The sequence below is a fragment of the Sulfitobacter sp. THAF37 genome (genome assembly GCF_009363555.1).
Taxonomy (GTDB): Bacteria; Pseudomonadota; Alphaproteobacteria; order Rhodobacterales; family Rhodobacteraceae; genus Sulfitobacter.
The window spans coordinates 1,324,941-1,342,728 of sequence record NZ_CP045372.1; the positions used below are offsets into that span (position 1 = coordinate 1,324,941).

Annotated in this window: 17 protein-coding genes; 11 read left to right on the forward strand and 6 right to left on the reverse strand. The window is 63.0% G+C overall.

The features are described from left to right. Positions 1-4: 4 nt before the first annotated feature. Positions 5-1,093 carry a GTP cyclohydrolase II gene (gene ribA / locus FIU94_RS06585; protein WP_152465023.1) on the reverse strand — a complete coding sequence of 363 codons (1,089 nt, stop codon included), beginning with the start codon at positions 1,091-1,093 and terminating at the stop codon, positions 5-7. Positions 1,094-1,257: 164 nt separating this feature from the next. Between ribA and FIU94_RS06590 the strand changes: the two genes are divergently transcribed. The 5 genes from FIU94_RS06590 (at position 1,258) to FIU94_RS06610 (ending at position 4,817) form a co-directional block, all read left to right on the forward strand. Next, positions 1,258-1,944 (forward strand): response regulator transcription factor, encoded by a 687-nt coding sequence (locus FIU94_RS06590; protein WP_152465024.1) that lies wholly within the window; start codon positions 1,258-1,260, stop codon positions 1,942-1,944. 263 nt (positions 1,945-2,207) lie between these two features. Beyond that, positions 2,208-2,996, forward strand: coding sequence for an exodeoxyribonuclease III (locus FIU94_RS06595; RefSeq protein ID WP_152465025.1), 789 nt, complete (start codon positions 2,208-2,210; stop codon positions 2,994-2,996). Positions 2,997-3,051: 55 nt separating this feature from the next. Further along, positions 3,052-3,966: a co-chaperone YbbN gene (locus FIU94_RS06600; RefSeq protein ID WP_152465026.1), complete on the forward strand. Its 915-nt coding sequence runs from the start codon at positions 3,052-3,054 to the stop codon at positions 3,964-3,966. Between the two features lie 27 nt (positions 3,967-3,993). Beyond that, positions 3,994-4,638: an LON peptidase substrate-binding domain-containing protein gene (locus tag FIU94_RS06605; protein WP_152465027.1), complete on the forward strand. Its 645-nt coding sequence runs from the start codon at positions 3,994-3,996 to the stop codon at positions 4,636-4,638. After that, complete coding sequence (locus tag FIU94_RS06610; protein WP_152465028.1) at positions 4,635-4,817, forward strand: Trm112 family protein; 183 nt, start codon at positions 4,635-4,637, stop codon at positions 4,815-4,817. Before FIU94_RS06605 ends, FIU94_RS06610 begins: the two co-directional genes overlap by 4 nt. 94 nt (positions 4,818-4,911) lie before the next feature. Here FIU94_RS06610 and FIU94_RS06615 read toward each other — a convergent pair whose 3' ends face one another. After that, the gene (locus FIU94_RS06615) at positions 4,912-6,138 is read right to left on the reverse strand and encodes a UbiH/UbiF/VisC/COQ6 family ubiquinone biosynthesis hydroxylase (protein ID WP_152465029.1); all 1,227 of its coding nucleotides are present in this window, start codon (positions 6,136-6,138) and stop codon (positions 4,912-4,914) included. A 79-nt stretch (positions 6,139-6,217) separates the two neighbouring features. Between FIU94_RS06615 and FIU94_RS06620 the strand changes: the two genes are divergently transcribed. The 5 genes from FIU94_RS06620 (at position 6,218) to FIU94_RS06640 (ending at position 13,233) form a co-directional block, all read left to right on the forward strand. Further along, on the forward strand, positions 6,218-7,546 hold the full coding sequence (locus tag FIU94_RS06620) for an amidase (RefSeq protein ID WP_152465030.1): 1,329 nt from the start codon (positions 6,218-6,220) through the stop codon (positions 7,544-7,546). Positions 7,547-7,663: 117 nt separating this feature from the next. After that, positions 7,664-8,851, forward strand: a complete 1,188-nt coding sequence (locus FIU94_RS06625; RefSeq protein ID WP_152465031.1) for an aminotransferase class I/II-fold pyridoxal phosphate-dependent enzyme — start codon at positions 7,664-7,666, stop codon at positions 8,849-8,851. A gap of 17 nt (positions 8,852-8,868) precedes the next feature. Then, complete coding sequence (locus tag FIU94_RS06630) at positions 8,869-11,838, forward strand: DNA translocase FtsK (RefSeq protein WP_152465032.1); 2,970 nt, start codon at positions 8,869-8,871, stop codon at positions 11,836-11,838. 130 nt (positions 11,839-11,968) lie between these two features. Then, positions 11,969-12,553, forward strand: coding sequence for an exopolysaccharide biosynthesis protein (locus FIU94_RS06635; RefSeq protein WP_152465033.1), 585 nt, complete (start codon positions 11,969-11,971; stop codon positions 12,551-12,553). An 80-nt stretch (positions 12,554-12,633) separates the two neighbouring features. Next, on the forward strand, positions 12,634-13,233 hold the full coding sequence (locus tag FIU94_RS06640) for an outer membrane lipoprotein carrier protein LolA (RefSeq protein ID WP_152465034.1): 600 nt from the start codon (positions 12,634-12,636) through the stop codon (positions 13,231-13,233). 36 nt (positions 13,234-13,269) lie between these two features. Here FIU94_RS06640 and FIU94_RS06645 read toward each other — a convergent pair whose 3' ends face one another. Next, positions 13,270-13,854: a lytic transglycosylase gene (locus FIU94_RS06645; protein ID WP_152465035.1), complete on the reverse strand. Its 585-nt coding sequence runs from the start codon at positions 13,852-13,854 to the stop codon at positions 13,270-13,272. Between the two features lie 73 nt (positions 13,855-13,927). Further along, a complete protein-coding gene (locus FIU94_RS06650) occupies positions 13,928-14,809 on the reverse strand; it encodes an AEC family transporter (RefSeq protein WP_152465036.1) in 882 nt (293 codons plus the stop codon). A gap of 85 nt (positions 14,810-14,894) precedes the next feature. Here FIU94_RS06650 and hspQ point away from each other — a divergent pair, with 85 nt between their 5' ends. After that, positions 14,895-15,221, forward strand: coding sequence for a heat shock protein HspQ (hspQ, locus tag FIU94_RS06655; protein WP_152465037.1), 327 nt, complete (start codon positions 14,895-14,897; stop codon positions 15,219-15,221). Between the two features lie 254 nt (positions 15,222-15,475). Here the strand turns inward: hspQ and ggt are convergent, their stop codons facing one another. After that, positions 15,476-17,053: a gamma-glutamyltransferase gene (ggt, locus tag FIU94_RS06660; RefSeq protein ID WP_152465038.1), complete on the reverse strand. Its 1,578-nt coding sequence runs from the start codon at positions 17,051-17,053 to the stop codon at positions 15,476-15,478. A gap of 249 nt (positions 17,054-17,302) precedes the next feature. Next, positions 17,303-17,782, reverse strand: a complete 480-nt coding sequence (locus tag FIU94_RS06665; RefSeq protein ID WP_152465039.1) for an ATP-binding protein — start codon at positions 17,780-17,782, stop codon at positions 17,303-17,305. Between the last annotated feature and the right edge of the window lie 6 nt (positions 17,783-17,788).

A 17,788-nucleotide genomic window follows, 5' to 3' on the forward strand; every position in this document is an offset into this window, starting at 1 on the left:
CTCCCTAGAAAAGATGCCCGGACTTTGCGGCCTTTGTCGCGAGATAGCCAGCGTTATGGCGGTTCTCTCCAACGGCCAGAGGCACCCTTTCCGTCACCGCGACGCCTGAGGTTTCCATCATTTCAACCTTGCGGGGATTGTTGGTCAGAAGCCGGACGGCGGAGAATCCCATGGATTTGAGGATATCCGCGCCAAGCCGGAAATCCCGTTCGTCGTCCTCGAACCCCAGGCGGTGGTTTGCCTCTACCGTGTCGAACCCCTGATCCTGAAGCGAATAGGCCCGCATCTTGTTCGCAAGGCCGATGCCGCGCCCCTCCTGGTTGAGATAGAGCAGCACGCCGTTCCCTTCGGCGCCCATCTGCGCCAGTGCGGCGCGCAGCTGTGGCCCGCAGTCGCACTTGAGGCTGCCCATGAGATCCCCGGTGAAACAGGCGGAATGCAGTCGTGCCAGCACGGGTTCGCCCCGGTCCGGGCGCCCGATCTCGATCGCGTAATGTTCCTCGCCGCCATCGTCGGGGCGGAAAATGTGCAGGCGGCCTGTCTCCGAGACCTCCATCGGCAATCGCGCGTTCACCACTGGGTGCAGCGGGCTTCGTGCCGCCAGCGCGGGAGCCGCCGCCGCCAGGGCGATGCTGGTCAGCCCATTCCGCGCGGCGATATCCGCGGCATTCGGCAGGGACAGCACAAGTGCGGCGGGCAGCAGCCGCGCGGACTTGACCAGCTGAAGCGCCGTGCGATGCGCCGCAGTGTCGCCGCCCCGCGCGCTTTTCAGCGGCCCCTTGAGCGGTGCGCGCAGGTCGTCGGCCGGATCCGCCACACTCTGTATCCATGCCGGGGTCGCGGCAGGTGGCAGAACGATCCGCGCAAGATCACCGTCATAGGGATGCGCCTTGAGTGTCCCGGCCCGGCGCGCAGTGATCGCCAGCACCGGTTCCCCGCCCAGGGCCAGCACATCCGCCAACCGCTGTGGGCCAAGCGTTTCGGCGGCGAGAACGAGCACCGGCGCGTCACCTGTCAGGACGATGGGTATGCCCATGCGCAAATCGGAACGGGCGCGGGCCAGTTGTTCGACAATGTCAGGTGCCAAAGCCATATCGTGTTACAACTCCAAGAGTGGCTGAAACGTGTCTATGCCAGACTGCCGGAAATTGAAACATTGCGGTGTTCTGTCACACGAGCGCGTGAAACGCGGTCGGCAAGACTTGCCGAATAGGGGTTCAAGACACACTTCTTGACGAAACCGTGTGGAGGAAAGAGATGGCGCAGCTCAAGAAAATCCTGCTTGTCGACGATGACGAAGACCTGCGCGAAGCGTTGAGCGAGCAGTTGATCATGACCGAAGATTTCGACGTCTTCGAGGCGGGTAACGGGGCCGACGCAATGGCGCGCGCCAAAGAGGCAATCTATGATCTGGTGATCCTGGACGTGGGGCTGCCCGATACCGATGGCCGCGAACTTTGCCGTCGGATGCGCAAGCAAGGCGTCAAAAGCCCGATCATGATGTTGACGGGGCACGACGGCGACGCCGACACGATCCTGGGGCTTGATGCCGGGGCCAACGATTACGTCTCCAAGCCCTTCAAGTTTCCTGTGCTGCTGGCGCGTATCCGCGCGCAGCTGCGCCAGCACGAGCAATCCGAGGACGCCGTGTTTCAGCTTGGTCCCTACACCTTCAAGCCATCCATGAAGCTTCTGGTGACAGAGGACGACAAGAAGGTCCGCCTGACGGAAAAGGAAACCAACATTCTCAAGTTCCTCTACCGCTCGAACGATGGCGTCGTGCCGCGCGACGTGTTGCTGCACGAGGTCTGGGGGTACAATGCGGGCGTCACAACCCATACGCTTGAAACGCACATTTATCGCCTGCGCCAGAAAATAGAACCGGATCCGTCAAACGCGCGCCTTCTTGTTACGGAATCTGGAGGTTACAGATTAATGAGCTGATCGGCGGAACCAAACCGCAATTCTGCCGTTACCCTTTCGAGAGGCGGGGTTTTCATGACCCGCACCTCGGTTTGAACCCGAAGATTGCGCCCGGGCTCTGGCGCATACCTCCCTGTTGGACTCGGCCGGGCTTCTTGCCCGGCCTTTTTTTCCGCTATCACCCTTACCTCGTCCGGTGGATTGTCCGGCAGGGAGGCTCTGATCCGGTGGCGCTTGCCCGGATCACCGGTTAACCTGTCCTCCGGTCCAATTCGGAGAAACCCATGCCCTTTACCCTTGCAACCTGGAACATCAATTCAGTCCGTCTGCGCGAAGGTCTCGTGCTGCGGATGCTGGCTGAACACGGGCCTGACATTCTCTGTCTTCAGGAGTGCAAGAGCCCGGTGGACAAGATCCCGGTCGAAGCCTTCAAGGCGGCGGGGTATACCCATATGGCTGCGCGGGGCCAAAAGGGCTACAACGGTGTCGCGATCCTGTCAAAGCTGCCGCTGGAAGATGCGGGCGACAAGGATTTTGCCACTTTGGGTCATGCCCGCCACGTGGCCGCACGGCTCGAAAACGGCACCATCATCCATAATTTCTACGTTCCCGCCGGCGGCGACAAGCCTGACCGCACCATCAACGAGAAATTCGGTCAGAAGCTTGATTACCTTTCCGAGATGCGGGACTGGTTCCATGCTGAAACGCCCCGCAACGCCATTCTCGTCGGTGATCTGAACATCGCCCCGCGCGAGGATGACGTCTGGGACCACAAGAAACTGCTGAAGGTGGTCAGCCACACACCGGTCGAGGTCGAAGCCCTGGGCGCGGCGCAGGACGCAGGCAACTGGGTCGACGTCACCCGCAAGGACATTCCGCAGGGCAATCTCTACAGTTGGTGGTCCTACCGGTCCCCCGACTGGGACGCCGCCGACAAGGGGCGGCGCCTGGATCACATCTGGGCCACGCCGGACATTGCCAACGCAAGCCATTCCAGCCATATCCAGCGCGCCGTGCGGGGCTGGGAGCAGCCCAGCGACCACGCACCGGTTTTTGCCACCTTTGACCTTTGATTCGGGCGCCCGAACGCTCATATAAAGCCAAACGCCGACAAGCGAGGAAGAGACCATGGAACTGAACCTGACCGCCAACGCCCCCGACGCCGACTTGATCAAGGATGTGTCCGAAGCGACTTTCATGGCCGACGTGGTCGAGGCATCTCAGACCGTGCCCGTCATCGTCGACTTCTGGGCGCCCTGGTGCGGCCCTTGCAAGACGCTGGGTCCTCAGCTCGAAGCCGCTGTTACCGCCGCAAAAGGCGCGGTGAAAATGGCCAAGGTCAATGTGGACGAGGCACAGGCGATCGCGGGTCAGCTCCAGATCCAGTCGATCCCGACGGTCTATGCCTTTCACAAGGGCCAGCCGATCGACGGTTTCCAGGGTGCGCTGCCCGAGTCCGAGGTGCGTGCCTTTGTCGACCGGGTGATCAAGGCCGCAGGGGGCGAGGCGCCCGGTGACGGCTTGGCGGAGGCTGTTGCGGCCGCCGAAGAGATGCTGACCGACGGCGCCGCCGAGGATGCCGCCCAGACCTTTGCCGCCATTCTGGGCGAGGACCCGCAGCACGCGGGCGCCTACGGTGGCATGGTCCGTGCCCATATCGCCATGGGTGCACTTGACCAGGCCGAGGCGCTGCTGAACGGCGCACCGATCGAGATTTCCAAGGCACCGGAACTCGAAGCCGCCCACGCGCAGCTCGAACTCGCCCGCCAGGCCGAAAACGCAGGACCGGTGGCCGAGCTGACCGCCACCGTCGAGGCCGAGCCGGACAACCATCAGGCACGGTTTGACCTTGCCCGCGCGCTCTATGCCAAGGGTGACGCCCAAGGTGCCGTGGATCACCTGCTCGAACTCTTCCGCCGCGACCGCGAATGGAACGAAGGCGCTGCAAAGACACAGCTTTTCACCATCTTCGATGCGCTCAAACCTGCGGACCCCGTGGTCCTGAACGGACGTCGGAAATTGAGTTCGATGATATTTGCCTGATCATTCCCGCGCGCTAGGTGCAGGAGCATGATAAAGCAAACCGAACTGCCAGATACGATCCCGATCTTTCCCCTGGCTGGAGCCTTGCTTCTTCCCCGTTCCCGGCTGCCCCTGCACATCTTCGAACCGCGGTATCTTCAAATGACTGCCGACGCGCTCAAGACGGACGGTCGGCTGATCGGGATGATCCAGCCAAATCCGGTGCCCGGTCGGGAGGGGCCGGGTCTGCACAGCATTGGCTGCGCCGGTCGGATCACCCAGTTCTCCGAAACCGAAGACGGTCGCTACATGATCACCCTCGGCGGCGTGTCCCGGTTTCGCATCCTGCGCGAGATCGAGGGATTCAGCCCCTACCGCAAGTGCGAGGTCAGCTGGGACGGGTTCGAACGCGACCTCGGTGTGGCTGAGCAGGACGCGACGTTTACCCGCAAGCCACTGATGGAGCTTTTGGGCAGGTACTTCGAAACGCGCGGCCTCTCAGCGGACTGGAGCACCCTGAAAGAGGCCGAGGACGAACTGCTGATCAATTCGCTTTCCATGATGCTCGACTTCGACGCCGAGGAAAAACAGGCTCTGCTCGAAGCCCCCTCGTTGCAGACCCGGCGCGAGACACTGGTTACACTGATCGAATACGCCATGCGCGGGGGCCAGGACGAAGGATTGTTGCAATGACCGACCTGCAGGCATTCGACCGCCGTATGCTCGAAGCACTGATTTGCCCGCGCAGCCAGACGACACTGGAATACGACCCGGAGCGCCAGGAGCTTGTATCGAAAGCTGCCGGTCTGGCCTACCCGATCCGAAACGGCATTCCCGTCATGTTGATGGACGAGGCACGCAGCCTGGAGTGAGCTTCGGTTCTTTATGCCTGAAATACTCGGGGGTCTGGGGGCAAAGCCCCCAGAATATAATATAGTGAGAGTCACTGAACTTCAGGTCCAGAGCCTACAGCGGCTTGCCCTGCATCAGCCGCGGAAGGTCGCCGGTCAGACCGGCAGCCTCGCGGATAAACCCGCGGCGCACTCCAGGCAGGGCATTCACCGCCGCCATGCCGATGTCCCGCGCCAGGCGGATTGCAGGGTTGTCGTTTGAAAACAACCGGTTGAAGCTATCCGTCGCCAGCGCCAGACTGGCGTTGTCGAACCGCCGCCATTCCTGGTAGCGCGCCAGCGCCGCGTCGGACCCTGGGTCTTCGCCGCGCCGACGGGCCTCCGCGATGACCTCTGCCAGCGCTGCAACGTCACGCAGCCCCGCGTTCAGCCCCTGGCCCGCGACGGGATGCACCCCATGCGCGGCGTCCCCCACCAGCGCCACGCGCGGTGCCACCATGTCCATCGCCAGCGACAGGCTCAGCGGATAGCTGAAGCGCGCACCCGCGAGGCCGATCCGGCCCATGAATGCACCGACCCTCGGGCGCAATATGTCCAGATAAGCAGCATCCGGAAGCGCGTCGATCCGGCGCGCTGCGGTGTCGCTCTCACTCCACACGATGGAGGACCGGTTGCCGGTCAGCGGCAGGATCGCCAGCGGGCCGGGGGGCATGAACAACTGGTGGGCCACGCCATTATGCAGTGCTTCGTGCTCGATCGCACAGACCAGTGCGGTCTGGCCGTAGCTCCATTCAACACGCCTGATACCTGCACGTCGCCCCGTGCCGGTATCGCGCCCGTCGGCGCCGATGGCCAACCGCGCCCGCAGCACGCCGCCGCTGGCCAGCGTCAGTGTGATACCGGTGCCGTCGGTGCTCTGCGCGGTCACTGTTTCGCCATTCAGTTGCGTGATCCGGTCCGCTGCCTTCACCGCGTCCAGCAGTTGCCGCCGCAGGTGCCGGTCCTCGACCATGTAGCCCATTGGCCCTTCTTCGATCTCGGCGTGGTTGAAATGCATGAAAAGGGGGGAGGGACCTTCGCCCGCGCGCCCGTCTGTCACCTTGATGTCCAGCATCGGCTGGGCCTTGTCCGCGACGCCCTGCCACAGGCCCAACTGCTCCAGCATCCGCACCGAGGACAACGCAAGCGCATAAGAGCGCCCGTCGAAGGCCGCATTGCGCCGCACTTTCACATCCAGCCGGTCGATCAGGCTGACCCGCAGGCCCGCGCCCGCCAGCGCGAGGGCCAGAACCGGACCGTTAAGGCCGCCGCCGACGATGGCGATATCGGTATCGAAATCCATGCGCCTAGATATGCGGCATGCTCGGGGATTGTCCATGCGCGCTGTCGTCGCTACCGTCTGCCTGAAAAGGGGACAACACATGCAAGAATGGCGGAAAATGAGCGCGGCGGATCTCGGTCGCGGGATAGACAAGGGGGAGATCGACCCCGTCACCCTCTGCCAGACCTATCTGGACGCAATCGAGGCTCATCCGCTGCGCGATCGCATCTATGCCCGCGTCACGGCAGACCGCGCTTTGTCAGAAGCCCGCGCCGCCGCTGTCCGCGCCAAGGCGGGGCAGCGCCTGTCCCCACTGGACGGCGTACCGATCTCCTGGAAGGATCTCTTTGACAGCGCCGGGACCGCGACGGAGGCGGGATCGAAACTTCTGGAAGGGCGGGTGCCGGATCGCGATGCGGTGGTGTTGACCAACGCCACCGCTGCCGGGCTTGTCTGCCTGGGCAAGACCCACATGAGCGAGCTCGCCTTCTCCGGCCTCGGCCACAACCCCAGCACCGCGACGCCGCCCTGCGTGAATGACGAGAATGCAGTGTCGGGCGGTTCTTCATCGGGGGCTGCAGCCTCTGTCGCCTTCGGCCTTGCCGCTGCCGCCATCGGTTCCGACACCGGGGGGTCGGTCCGGGTGCCCGCCGCCTGGAACGACCTTGTTGGGCTCAAGACCACCTCCGGTCGTCTCAGCCTTGAAGGGGTCGTGCCCCTGGCGCTGAAGTTCGACACCGTCGGTCCGCTCTGCCGCTCTGTCGAGGACGCGGCGCTGTTGCTTGCCGCGCTTGAGGGGGGCAAAGCTGCCGATCTGCGCCACAGCGATCTTGAAGGTCGCCGTCTTGCCGTGCTGCGGACGGTTGCCTTGGACGACCTGCGGGACGCGCCCGCCGCCGCCTTCGAAGCTGCCATTTCCAAGCTGGCAGAAGCCGGGGCCGAGATCGTCGAAATCGATTTGCCCGAGGTGGCCGAGGCCATGCCGCTGAGCGGTTGCCTCTACACGACAGAAGCGTACGGCCTCTGGCGCGACGTCATCGAGGCGAACCCCGATGCGATGTTCCGTGAAATTCTAGAACGGTTTCGTCTGGGCAAGGAGTTCTCCGGCCCTGACTACGTGGCGGCTTGGGCAAGGCTCGACGCGCTGCGCGCAGGCTACGACGCGGCGGTCGCGGGCTTCGATGCCGTGCTGCTGCCAACGGCGGCGTTGTTGCCGCCCGCGCTTGAAAGGCTGCAACAGGACCATGATTTCTACGTTGCGGAAAACCTGCTGACCCTGCGCAACACCCGCATCGGAAATCTGATGGGCGTGCCCGCCCTTACCGTGCCGACCCCCACACCTTCTTGTGGTCTGATGCTGATGTGCCCCCCAAATATGGAAGAGGCAGTCTTGCGTATCGGTGCGGCGGTACAGGACGTCCTGATCTGACTTTGGCCTAAATACCACAACAGCCTTTGCTTGCGCCGGTTTTTCTGGACGACAGGAGGGAGCTTGGGTACTTTGAACCAAACGGGGCGCTAACGATCCCGATCCGAGGCAGTTGTAATGTTTTACCCAGAGCGGTTTTCGAACCTTCCGGCCCATGCGTGGCCGCGCCTGCGCGCCCTGTTGGACGTGCACGAGGGCGGTGGTCCGCTGATTCAGATGACCATCGGTGAACCGAAACATGCCTTCCCGGCCTGGATCACCGACAGGATCGTCGAAGCAGCCGAGGGCTTTAACAGTTACCCGCCGAACGATGGATCACCGCAACTGCGCGGGGCGATCGCGGGCTGGATAAAGCGCCGCTACGGCGTGGACATGGACGCCGACACCGAGGTGATGGCGCTGAACGGCACCCGCGAGGGGCTTTACAATGCCGTCATGGCGCTCTGCCCCGAGACAAAGAACGGTGAACGCCCCGCAGTCCTGATGCCGAACCCGTTCTACCAGGTCTATATGATCGGCGCGATTTCGGGCGCGTCGGACCCGATCATGGTCAACGCAACAGAAGAAACAGGGCACCTGCCCGATTTTCACGCTGTTGACCCCGCGGTCCTGGACCGGACCACCGCCTGTTATTTCTGTTCGCCCGCAAATCCACAGGGCGCTGTCGCCTCGCGCGACTATTGGGCGAGGCTGATCGAGCTGGCGGAGAAACACGATTTCAAAATCTTCGCCGACGAATGCTATTCCGAAATCTACCGGGATACGCCGCCGGTCGGTGCTATGCAGGTGGTCGAAGAGACAGGGGCCGACCGCAATCGCGTGGCGATTTTTCATTCGCTTTCCAAGCGGTCGAACCTGCCGGGACTACGCTCTGGCTTTGTGGCTTCGGGGCCGGAGACCATCCGCGAGATCAAGCAGCTTCGTAATTATGCCGGTGCACCTCTGCCGTTGCCGCTTCAGGCCGCTGCAGCGGCGGTCTGGGACGATGAGGACCACGTGGCCGAAAACCGCGCCCTGTACCTCGAAAAATACCATATCGCAGACCGCATCCTGGGCAACGTGCCGGGGTATCACAGCCCCGAGGCGGGCTTCTTTCTCTGGCTGCCGGTCGAGGATGACGAAGAGGCGGCGTTGAAACTGTGGAAGGACGTTGGCGTCAAGGTATTGCCCGGAGGCTACCTGGCGCAGGACGTGAAAGGGGTGGAAAACCCTGGCAAGAAATACATCCGGGTCGCCCTAGTGGCGCCCAAGGATGAAATGGCACGCGGGTTGGAGCTGATCCGCGACTGCCTCTATCCGACTTGAGAACGAGGAAACGAGCAATGGCATATCAGACCCGTGGGCGTGACCCCCTGCTGGACAGCAACATGACCGAGGCGCTGGAGAAGCGCGGCAAGGAACTGTTGGGTCTGGCGCTGATCATGCTCGGTGTGATGGCCGCGATGATGATCGGCAGCTATACGCCCGATGATCCCAACTGGATGGTATCCACCGATGCGCCCGTACAGAACTGGATGGGGCGGATCGGGGCTTCTGTCGCCGCACCGCTGTTCATGATCGTCGGTTGGGGTGCCTGGGGTATTGCCGTGATCCTGCTGGCCTGGGGCATGCGGTTCGCGTTGCATTCGGGACAGGACCGGGCTCTGGGTCGCCTGATCTTCGCTCCCATCGCCATTGCGCTCGGGTCGATCTATGCCGCGACGCTGGCACCGGGGTCGGAATGGCTTCAGACCCACAGCTTCGGTTTGGGCGGGCTGTTCGGGGATACTGTCATGGGTGCGATTCTGACGATCCTGCCCATCGGCTCTACCTTCACCGTCAAATTCATGTCGCTCGTGATGGGCCTCGGCATACTGGCGCTGGGGGCCTTCGTCCTCGGCTTTAACCGGGTTGAGCTGAACCGGATCGCCCGCTTCCTGCTGGTCGGTACAATCATGGCATATGCCACCATGATGAGTCTTCTCGGGCGCGGCGCGACCGGCGCCATGCAAGCCGCGCAGAACCTGCAGGCCCGCCAGTCCGAGCGGCGCGAGCGTCTGCGCATCGAGGCCGAAGAAAACGCCGCCTTCGCCGCACAACAGGAGGCCGCCGCCAATGTGGTTCAGCGCGACATGCCCCGCGCCGAACCGGTCGTTCAGGCCGAGTCCGCCAAGGCCGGACTGCTGGGCCGTGTGCCCGGCCTGATCAAGCGGCCTGAGCAGTTGCCGGAACCGGAACTGGTGGAAACCTGGTCCGACGCCTTGGTCGAAGAGGAAGAGCCGGGCAGCGACAGGATCAAAACCAAGATCGCGGATGTGATCAAGAACCGGGTACGCAGCACCAAGGCGGTACATACGCCGGTCACAGCGCCGCTGACCCGTGGCCGGGGCAGGGGGCCCGACCCCCTGGTCCTGAACACCACGCCTACTGGTCAACTGCCGCCCGAACCCCCCTTGACCGGCGCAGCCAAACGCACCGAACCGCCGCTGACCGATGCGGCCCGCTCCGCTGCGCCGGCTTTCGCGCCAGCGGCCGCTCCGGCCCCCGTCGCCGAGGCCCCTATGGCACAGGACGACGACATGTTGGATGCGGCGGATTACGACAGCTACGACACAGGCGACCATGAAACCGTTTCCGATGTACTGCCCCTGCAACAGGCCGCGCCGGAAACCCCGAGCATTCCCGTGGCCGAACCGCGTCGCGTGGTTCAGCAACCGGTGCGCAAGCCTGTCCAGCCATCCAGAAAGGCCCAGGCCGAAGCGCAGCCGACCCTGACGTTCGACGACACCCACCCGGGTTTTGAATTGCCGCCCCTCAGCCTGTTGGAAAGCCCCGAAACCGTCGAGCGGCTGCACCTCAGCGACGAGGCGCTGGAAGAGAATGCCCGGATGCTGGAAACCGTGCTCGACGATTACGGCGTCAAGGGAGAGATTGTCGCGGTCCGTCCCGGCCCGGTCGTCACCATGTACGAACTGGAGCCGGCACCGGGCCTCAAGGCCAGCCGGGTGATCGGACTGGCCGACGACATCGCGCGGTCCATGGCGGCACTCTCTGCCCGTGTGTCCACCGTGCCGGGGCGCAGCGTGATCGGGATCGAACTGCCAAACGAGAACCGCGAAAAGGTGATCCTGCGCGAAATCCTGTCGTCGCGCGACTTTGGCGACGGCAACCAACGCCTGCCGCTGGCGCTGGGCAAGGACATCGGCGGCGACCCCATCGTCGCCAACCTGGCCAAAATGCCCCACCTGCTGATCGCCGGGACCACCGGTTCGGGTAAATCCGTGGCCATCAACACGATGATCCTGTCGCTGCTCTACAAGCTGACGCCGCAGGAGTGTCGCCTGATCATGATCGACCCCAAGATGCTGGAATTGTCGGTCTATGACGGTATTCCGCATCTGCTGTCCCCTGTTGTCACGGACCCGAAAAAGGCCGTTGTGGCGCTGAAATGGACCGTGGGCGAGATGGAAGAACGCTATCGCAAGATGTCCAAGATGGGCGTGCGCAACATCGAAGGCTACAACGGCCGCGTGCGCGATGCGCTGGCCAAGGGCGAACTCTTCAGCCGCACCGTGCAGACCGGGTTTGACGAGGACACCGGCGAGCCGATTTTCGAAACCGAGGAAACAACGCCCGAGGCGCTACCCTATATCGTCGTCATCGTCGACGAGATGGCCGACCTGATGATGGTCGCGGGCAAGGAGATCGAAGCCTGCATCCAGCGTCTGGCGCAGATGGCGCGGGCATCTGGTATCCACCTTATCATGGCCACGCAGCGCCCCTCGGTCGACGTCATCACCGGCACGATCAAGGCGAACTTCCCCACACGGATCTCGTTTCAGGTGACGTCGAAGATCGACAGTCGCACGATTCTGGGCGAAATGGGCGCGGAACAGCTGCTTGGCATGGGCGACATGCTCTATATGGCGGGCGGGGCCAAGATCACCCGTTGCCACGGGCCGTTCGTGTCCGATGAGGAAGTCGAGGAAATCGTCAACCACCTCAAGCAGTTCGGTGAACCCGATTACGTCTCTGGCGTGGTGCAGGGCCCGGCGGAGGACAAGGAAAGCGACATCGACGCCGTTCTGGGCCTGAACACCGGCGGCAACACCGACGGCGAAGATGCGCTTTACGATACCGCCGTGCAGGTTGTCATCAAGGACCGGAAATGTTCGACTTCCTATATCCAGCGGAAGCTGGCCATCGGCTATAACAAGGCCGCCCGACTGGTTGAGCAGATGGAGGAGGAAGGCCTCGTCTCCCCTGCCAACCACGTGGGCAAACGCGAAATACTGGTGCCGGAACAGGGCTAAGGCTTACCTCCTCAGGAGCCCTTTTCGCTGATGCGCCCCAAGCCGCCGGAGTTTTCCCGGCGGCTTTTTTCTTTGGCCGGGGGAACGTTCGCAACCTCAAACCCGTTGAGGACCGGTAAAGGCAGGCACGATGAGCAACCACAAGACTTCGGTTTCAGACATCCTCGACACGCTGGACGACCTTGCGGACCACGACGACGCCGTAACCATCGGCGACGTGGCGGAGGCGCTGGGCGGTCGCGGGTTCGGGCCGTTGATACTGCTCCCCGCGCTGATCGTTATTTCGCCGCTGGGCGGCATCCCGCTTCTGCCTACGCTGATGGCGATCGTGATCGCGCTTTTTGCTGTGCAGGTGGTGCTCCAGCGCGAGCATCTGTGGCTGCCGGACATGCTCCGGTCGCGTGCGGTGGCGGACGACCGGATGAAAAAGGCGGTTGCCCGAATGAGACCGGTTGCCGGGTGGATGGATCAACACATGGGGAGCCGGCTGACCATCCTCGCAGGGCCGCCGATGGAAACGGTCGGGGCGTTGGTCATCATCCTGCTCTGCGCCGTGGTGCCCCCGTCCGAGCTGGTGCCCTTTGCAGCTCTGCTGCCCATGTCTGCCATCGGGGCGCTGGGGCTGGGGCTTAGCCTCAAGGACGGTGTCGTCATGGCGCTGGGCCTTGTGGCCTCGATCCTCGCGCTGTGGGGTATCTACACTTGGGTGCTGTGAGCAGAAAACCGCGGGCTGATATCGCATATCACCGGGTTTCGCCCTATCTCTGGTTCGACGTAAAACACAGGAAGATCAAAATGCGACTGATGACATCCATCGCTCTGGCGCTTGCGCTGCTCAGCCCGGTTGCGGCTGCGGCACAAAAGCTGCCGCTCAACAACATTTCGGCTTACCTGAACGGGATGCAGACCGCGAAGGGAGAATTCACCCAGATCAACGACGATGGGTCGATCAGCACCGGCACCATCTACATCAAACGGCCGGGCAAGGTGCGGTTCGAATACAACCCGCCGGATTCCGGCCTGGTCGTGGCCGGGGCCAATACCGTGGTGATCTACGACAAGAAGTCGAACCAGCCGGCGGAAAGCTATCCGCTGTCGCGCACGCCGTTGTCTATCATCCTCGCGCCACAGGTGGACCTGGGCCGTGCGAACATGGTCACGGGGCATACCTACGACGGCACCGCGACCGTGGTGACGGCACAGGATCCGGCGAACCCGCAATACGGCAACATCCAGCTGAAGTTTACCGGGAACCCGGTGGAGCTGCGCCAGTGGATCATCAACGACGGCAATGGCACGGCCACAACCGTGGTGCTCGGCGATCTGCAGACCGGTGGGTCGTTGCCCAACAGCCTGTTCGATACCGGTAGCCCCGGCAACGCGCCCAGGCGGTAACGGACTGGCCCCGGATGTTGTCCGGGGCCTTTTTCGCTAGCGCAGCCGACAGGCGGAGATCTGCTGCTGATACATCAGCGACCGCGCCTCGACCTTGCCGGCCACCGCCACCAGCCAGGACTTCTGGTTGTAGCTCGCCCTTGCAAATCCCGTGTGGCCCTCGTGATAGGCCAGGTACTGGTTGCGCGCGTCGTGCAGGTCGATGCCGTTCCGGTCACGGGTCTGGTTCATGTACCAGCCCATGAAATCGGTGGCGTCGTTGATCCTGTCGCGTTTGGCCGAACGGCGGTTCTGCGCGTTGCGATATTCGTCCCAGGTCGCATCCAGTGCCTGAGAATACCCAAAGGCGCTGGACTGCCGCCCCATCGGGATCACGCCCAGCACGTATTTGAACGGCGTGCGCGCGTCCGACACGAACTTGCTTTCCTGGTGGATGGTGGCCATCTGCACATGCACCGGCACACCCCATTTGCGTTCCACATTGCGGAACGCTTTGTAATATTCTGGGCGCTCTTTGAGTATCGTACAGGCGTTGTCCAGGTCCCGCGGCGCAGGCGATTGCCCGCCCCCGCAGGAGGCGACCATCAGTACGATTATCATAGCGCGAAGAGTTTTGCTCATCTGCCTCTCTCGCTCGGTCGTTTTTTGTTTTGTGGTAGTATACGGTATTTTTGCGGCGGTTCACATCAGAAATTTACAGCAGAACAGCCAGCAAAAGCGGCAATGCGCCGACCGACATGAGCGTTGAGACGACCACGAGGCCCGCCACCGATTGCGAATCGGCCCCGTATTTTTCCGCCAGCAGATACGAGGTCACAGCCACCGGCGTTGCCACCTGCAGAACCAGGACGCCAAAGGCGACGCGGTCCAGGTCAAAGGCCATCGCGGCGGCCCAGGCAATGCCCACGCAGAGCACAAGTTTCACGAGCGACAGCAAGACCGCCCGCATCACCCGGCCGGGGCTGAGCCTTGCGACAGCGACCCCCAGCGTGATCAGCATCATCGGAATCGCCATCTGCCCGATCAGGCGCAGCGTATTCGTCAGGAACACCGGCGTCTGCCAGTCCTGCCAAAGGAACAGCCCGCCCAGCACAGTCCCCCAGACCAGCGGTTCACGCAGCACCTTGCCCAGGGAGCCCGCGCCTGCGACCAGCCAGATGCCAAAGGTGAAAGACCAGATCGCCATGATCGCAAAGACGACAACCGCATAGCCCAGCCCAGTCTCGCCGAACGCAAACAGCGCCAGCGGCAGCCCCAGGTTTCCCGTATTGCCGAAAATCAGCGGCGCCATATAGGTACGCCGGTCGAGCCGCGCCAGGCTTACCAGTACACCCGCCGCCAGGCTGACAGCGCCATAGGCCGCCGCGGTCGCCAAGGACAGCGCGGTCAGCGCCGCCGGGTCAATCTCGGTCTGCATGAGCGAGACGAAGATCAGGCAGGGCACCGACAACGTCATCGCAATCTGCGTGACGAACTGGATTCTGTATTCAAACCCCAGTTTGACCCATGCAAATCCGATCCCCGCCAGCAGAAACACCGGCGCGACGATTTCAAGGACCATCAGGGCTAGGGACAACAGTCTGTTTCCTTTGGTGTTTCAGGCGTGATTGGACAAATGCCCCTTGAACCGATTACTAACGAAAGGTAGGGGCTGCAATGTTATGCTACGCACACGCGCGAAATATCATCTGGGACAGGTCGTCCGTCACAAGAAGCACCCGTTTCGCGGGGTGATCTTTGACGTGGATCCCGAATTTGCCAACACCGACGAATGGTACGAATCCATCCCCAAGGAAAGCCGCCCGATCAAGGAGCAGCCGTTCTACCACCTGTTGGCGGAAAATGATCAAAGCTACTACGTGGCTTACGTGTCCGAACAGAACCTCGTCGCGGACTATTCCGGCGAACCGGTGGATCATCCGGACATCCCCGATCTCTTCGGACCCTTCACCGATGGCGCCTATCCACTGCATTTCCAGCTGAACTGAGCCTGCGCGCGCGGCGCCTCAACCGGATAGTATTCAGACTTAACATTAGGTTGCGTTGCCCATAGCTAACCGCGACCGAACCCTCGTGCACCCCGTACCGCCGAGAGCCCCCCGGGGGCCAGACCGGGGGACGAAGCGCGAGACGCCACCCCGGAAGGATCGCCGCCTGCGGCGGTCCGGTCAGGTACCCCAGGGCTTCGCCCGTTCTGCCCTCGATCCTTCCACCGGAAGGATCGCCGCCTGTGGCGGTCCGGTCAGAACCCCAGTGCGCAGCCGTCCTTGCGGGGATCGCTGGCGCCTTCAAGTATGCCATCGTCCCGCAGCAGGATTGCCTGTGCGCCGCCGATGGCCACCTCTGGTATTGCGACGGTATGGCCCATCTCGCTCAGCTCCGCGCGCACGGCGTCGGGGTATCCCCTTTCGACGTTCAGTGTTCCCTGGTCGGAAAACGCCCGCGGCGCGTCGATGGCGCTTTGCGGGTCCATGCCAAAGTCCTGAAGGTTCGAAACGAACCGCGCGTGACCACAGGGCTGATAGGCTCCGCCCATCACGCCGAAGGGCATGATCACCTTGCCGTTCTTGCGGATCATACCCGGAATGATCGTGTGCATCGGCCGTTTGCCACCCGCCAGTTCATTCACGTGGCCCTCTTCCAGGGTAAACCCGGCGCCCCGGTTCTGCATCAGGATGCCGAATTTCGGGGAAGCAATCCCCGATCCGAAGCCGTGGAAAATGGAATAGATCAGCGAAACAGCCATGCCGTCCCTGTCGACCACGGTGATGTAGATGGTATCCTTGTGGACTTGCTCCGACAGGGCGGCGGGGGAGGGCATCGCGCGTTTGGGGTCGATCAGCGCCGCCAGTTTCTGCGCCGTTTCCACGGACAGCATATGGTCCAGCCGCGCAGTATGGTCGGGGTCCGCGAGGAAGCGGTTGCGCGCGTCATAGGCCAGCTTCGCCGCCTCGGCCTCGATATGCACCCGTTCGGCCCCGAAGGGATCCATCGACGCGATGTCGAACTGTTCGAGAATATTCAGCATCAGCAGCGCAGTCGCCCCTTGCCCGTTGGGCGGATGCTCCACCAGATCGACCCCCTTGTAGGGGCCCGCAATGGGGGTGGTCGGCGTTGCTGCGGTGGCGGCGAAGTCTTCGGGCGTGTGCAGGCCGCCCATGTCATTCAGCGCATGCAACATGTCTTGCGCGATCTCCTCGGTATAGAACGCGTCCCGTCCGTTCTTTGCGACCCGGCGCAGCACTTCGGCCTGACCCGGCGCGCGAAACACCTGACCGGCGACCGGGGCTTTCCCGTCCAGCAGGAAATGTTCGCGCGCCGCCCCCTTCAGCTTCTCGGTCTCCCGCGCCCAGTCGAAGGCGACACGTGGCGCAACCGGTACACCGGCCTCGGCGTAGTGGATCGCCGGGGCGAGCACCGTCTCTAGGCCCGCCTTGCCCACGGTGTCGGACAAGTGGCAAAAGGCGTCTATCGCGCCCGGCACCGTCACTGCCTCGACCCCGTGTACGGGCACCGCCGTCAGGCCCCGATCCCGCAGTTGTGCCGCGTCAGCGGTGGCAGGCGACCGGCCTGATCCATTCAGCGCATGTACCTCGTCACTGCCGGGCAGGGTATACAGGACAAAGCAGTCCCCGCCGATACCCGTCATTTGCGGCTCGCAGATGCCCAGCAACACCCCGCCTGCAATCGCCGCATCCATCGCGTTTCCGCCGCGCTCCAAGATGTCGATGGCGGTCTTCGCGGCCAACGGATGCGACGTGGCGCACATGCCGTTCGCCGCGATGACGGGGGATCGTCCGGGGAGGTGAAAGTCGCGCATAAGGTATCCCAACATAGATTGTTCGCGCGCACACTAGCGCGTCGTGACAGGGGTGCCAATCTGTTCGGACTGTGGGGAAAGTACCTCGACGCCGCGCACTGGGTGGGGGCTGTTAAACGCGACGCCGAGGGAAGCCATATGCAGCTACAAGCCGGAAGATGCATTGAAAGGGTGACGTGAATGTGGTCGCAATGGGGCGATTTGCGGTAGAGACAGAAATAGATGCTGGTGCGCTTGACAGCCTGCGTTTCAGCCGTGCGGAGGCGCCTTTGTCGCTGGCAGTTGATGGTTCTGCACCGCGATGGCGAGCCGCAGGTCCAATTGGTTTTCACCGCCCACCCGGCGATAGCGGACGTCCCGCGCCAGGTCCCGGATCAGGAACCAGCCAAAGCCGCCCTCGGGGATGCTGGTCGCCTTGGGGGGCTCGGCGATGTGCCTGCCCAGCGGCGGCAGCCCGGCCGGCATTGCCCGCCCGCGGTCGCTGATCCGGAAATGCAGACCGTCTGCCCGGTGCTCGGCTCGAATGTCGATCGTGTCGCCGGGGCGCTGCTGTGGATAGGCATGTTCCACAATGTTGTTCAGCACCTCGGCCAGGACCAGTTCCACGGTCTGCAATTCCTCGACGTGCAGCGCCAGCGGTTCCAGGGCGCGGCACAGGTCGTTGAGCGCATTGCGCACCGCCAGTTCGCTGCTGGGAAGGCTGATGCCGACGCGAAATGGCGCCCGCATGGTCGG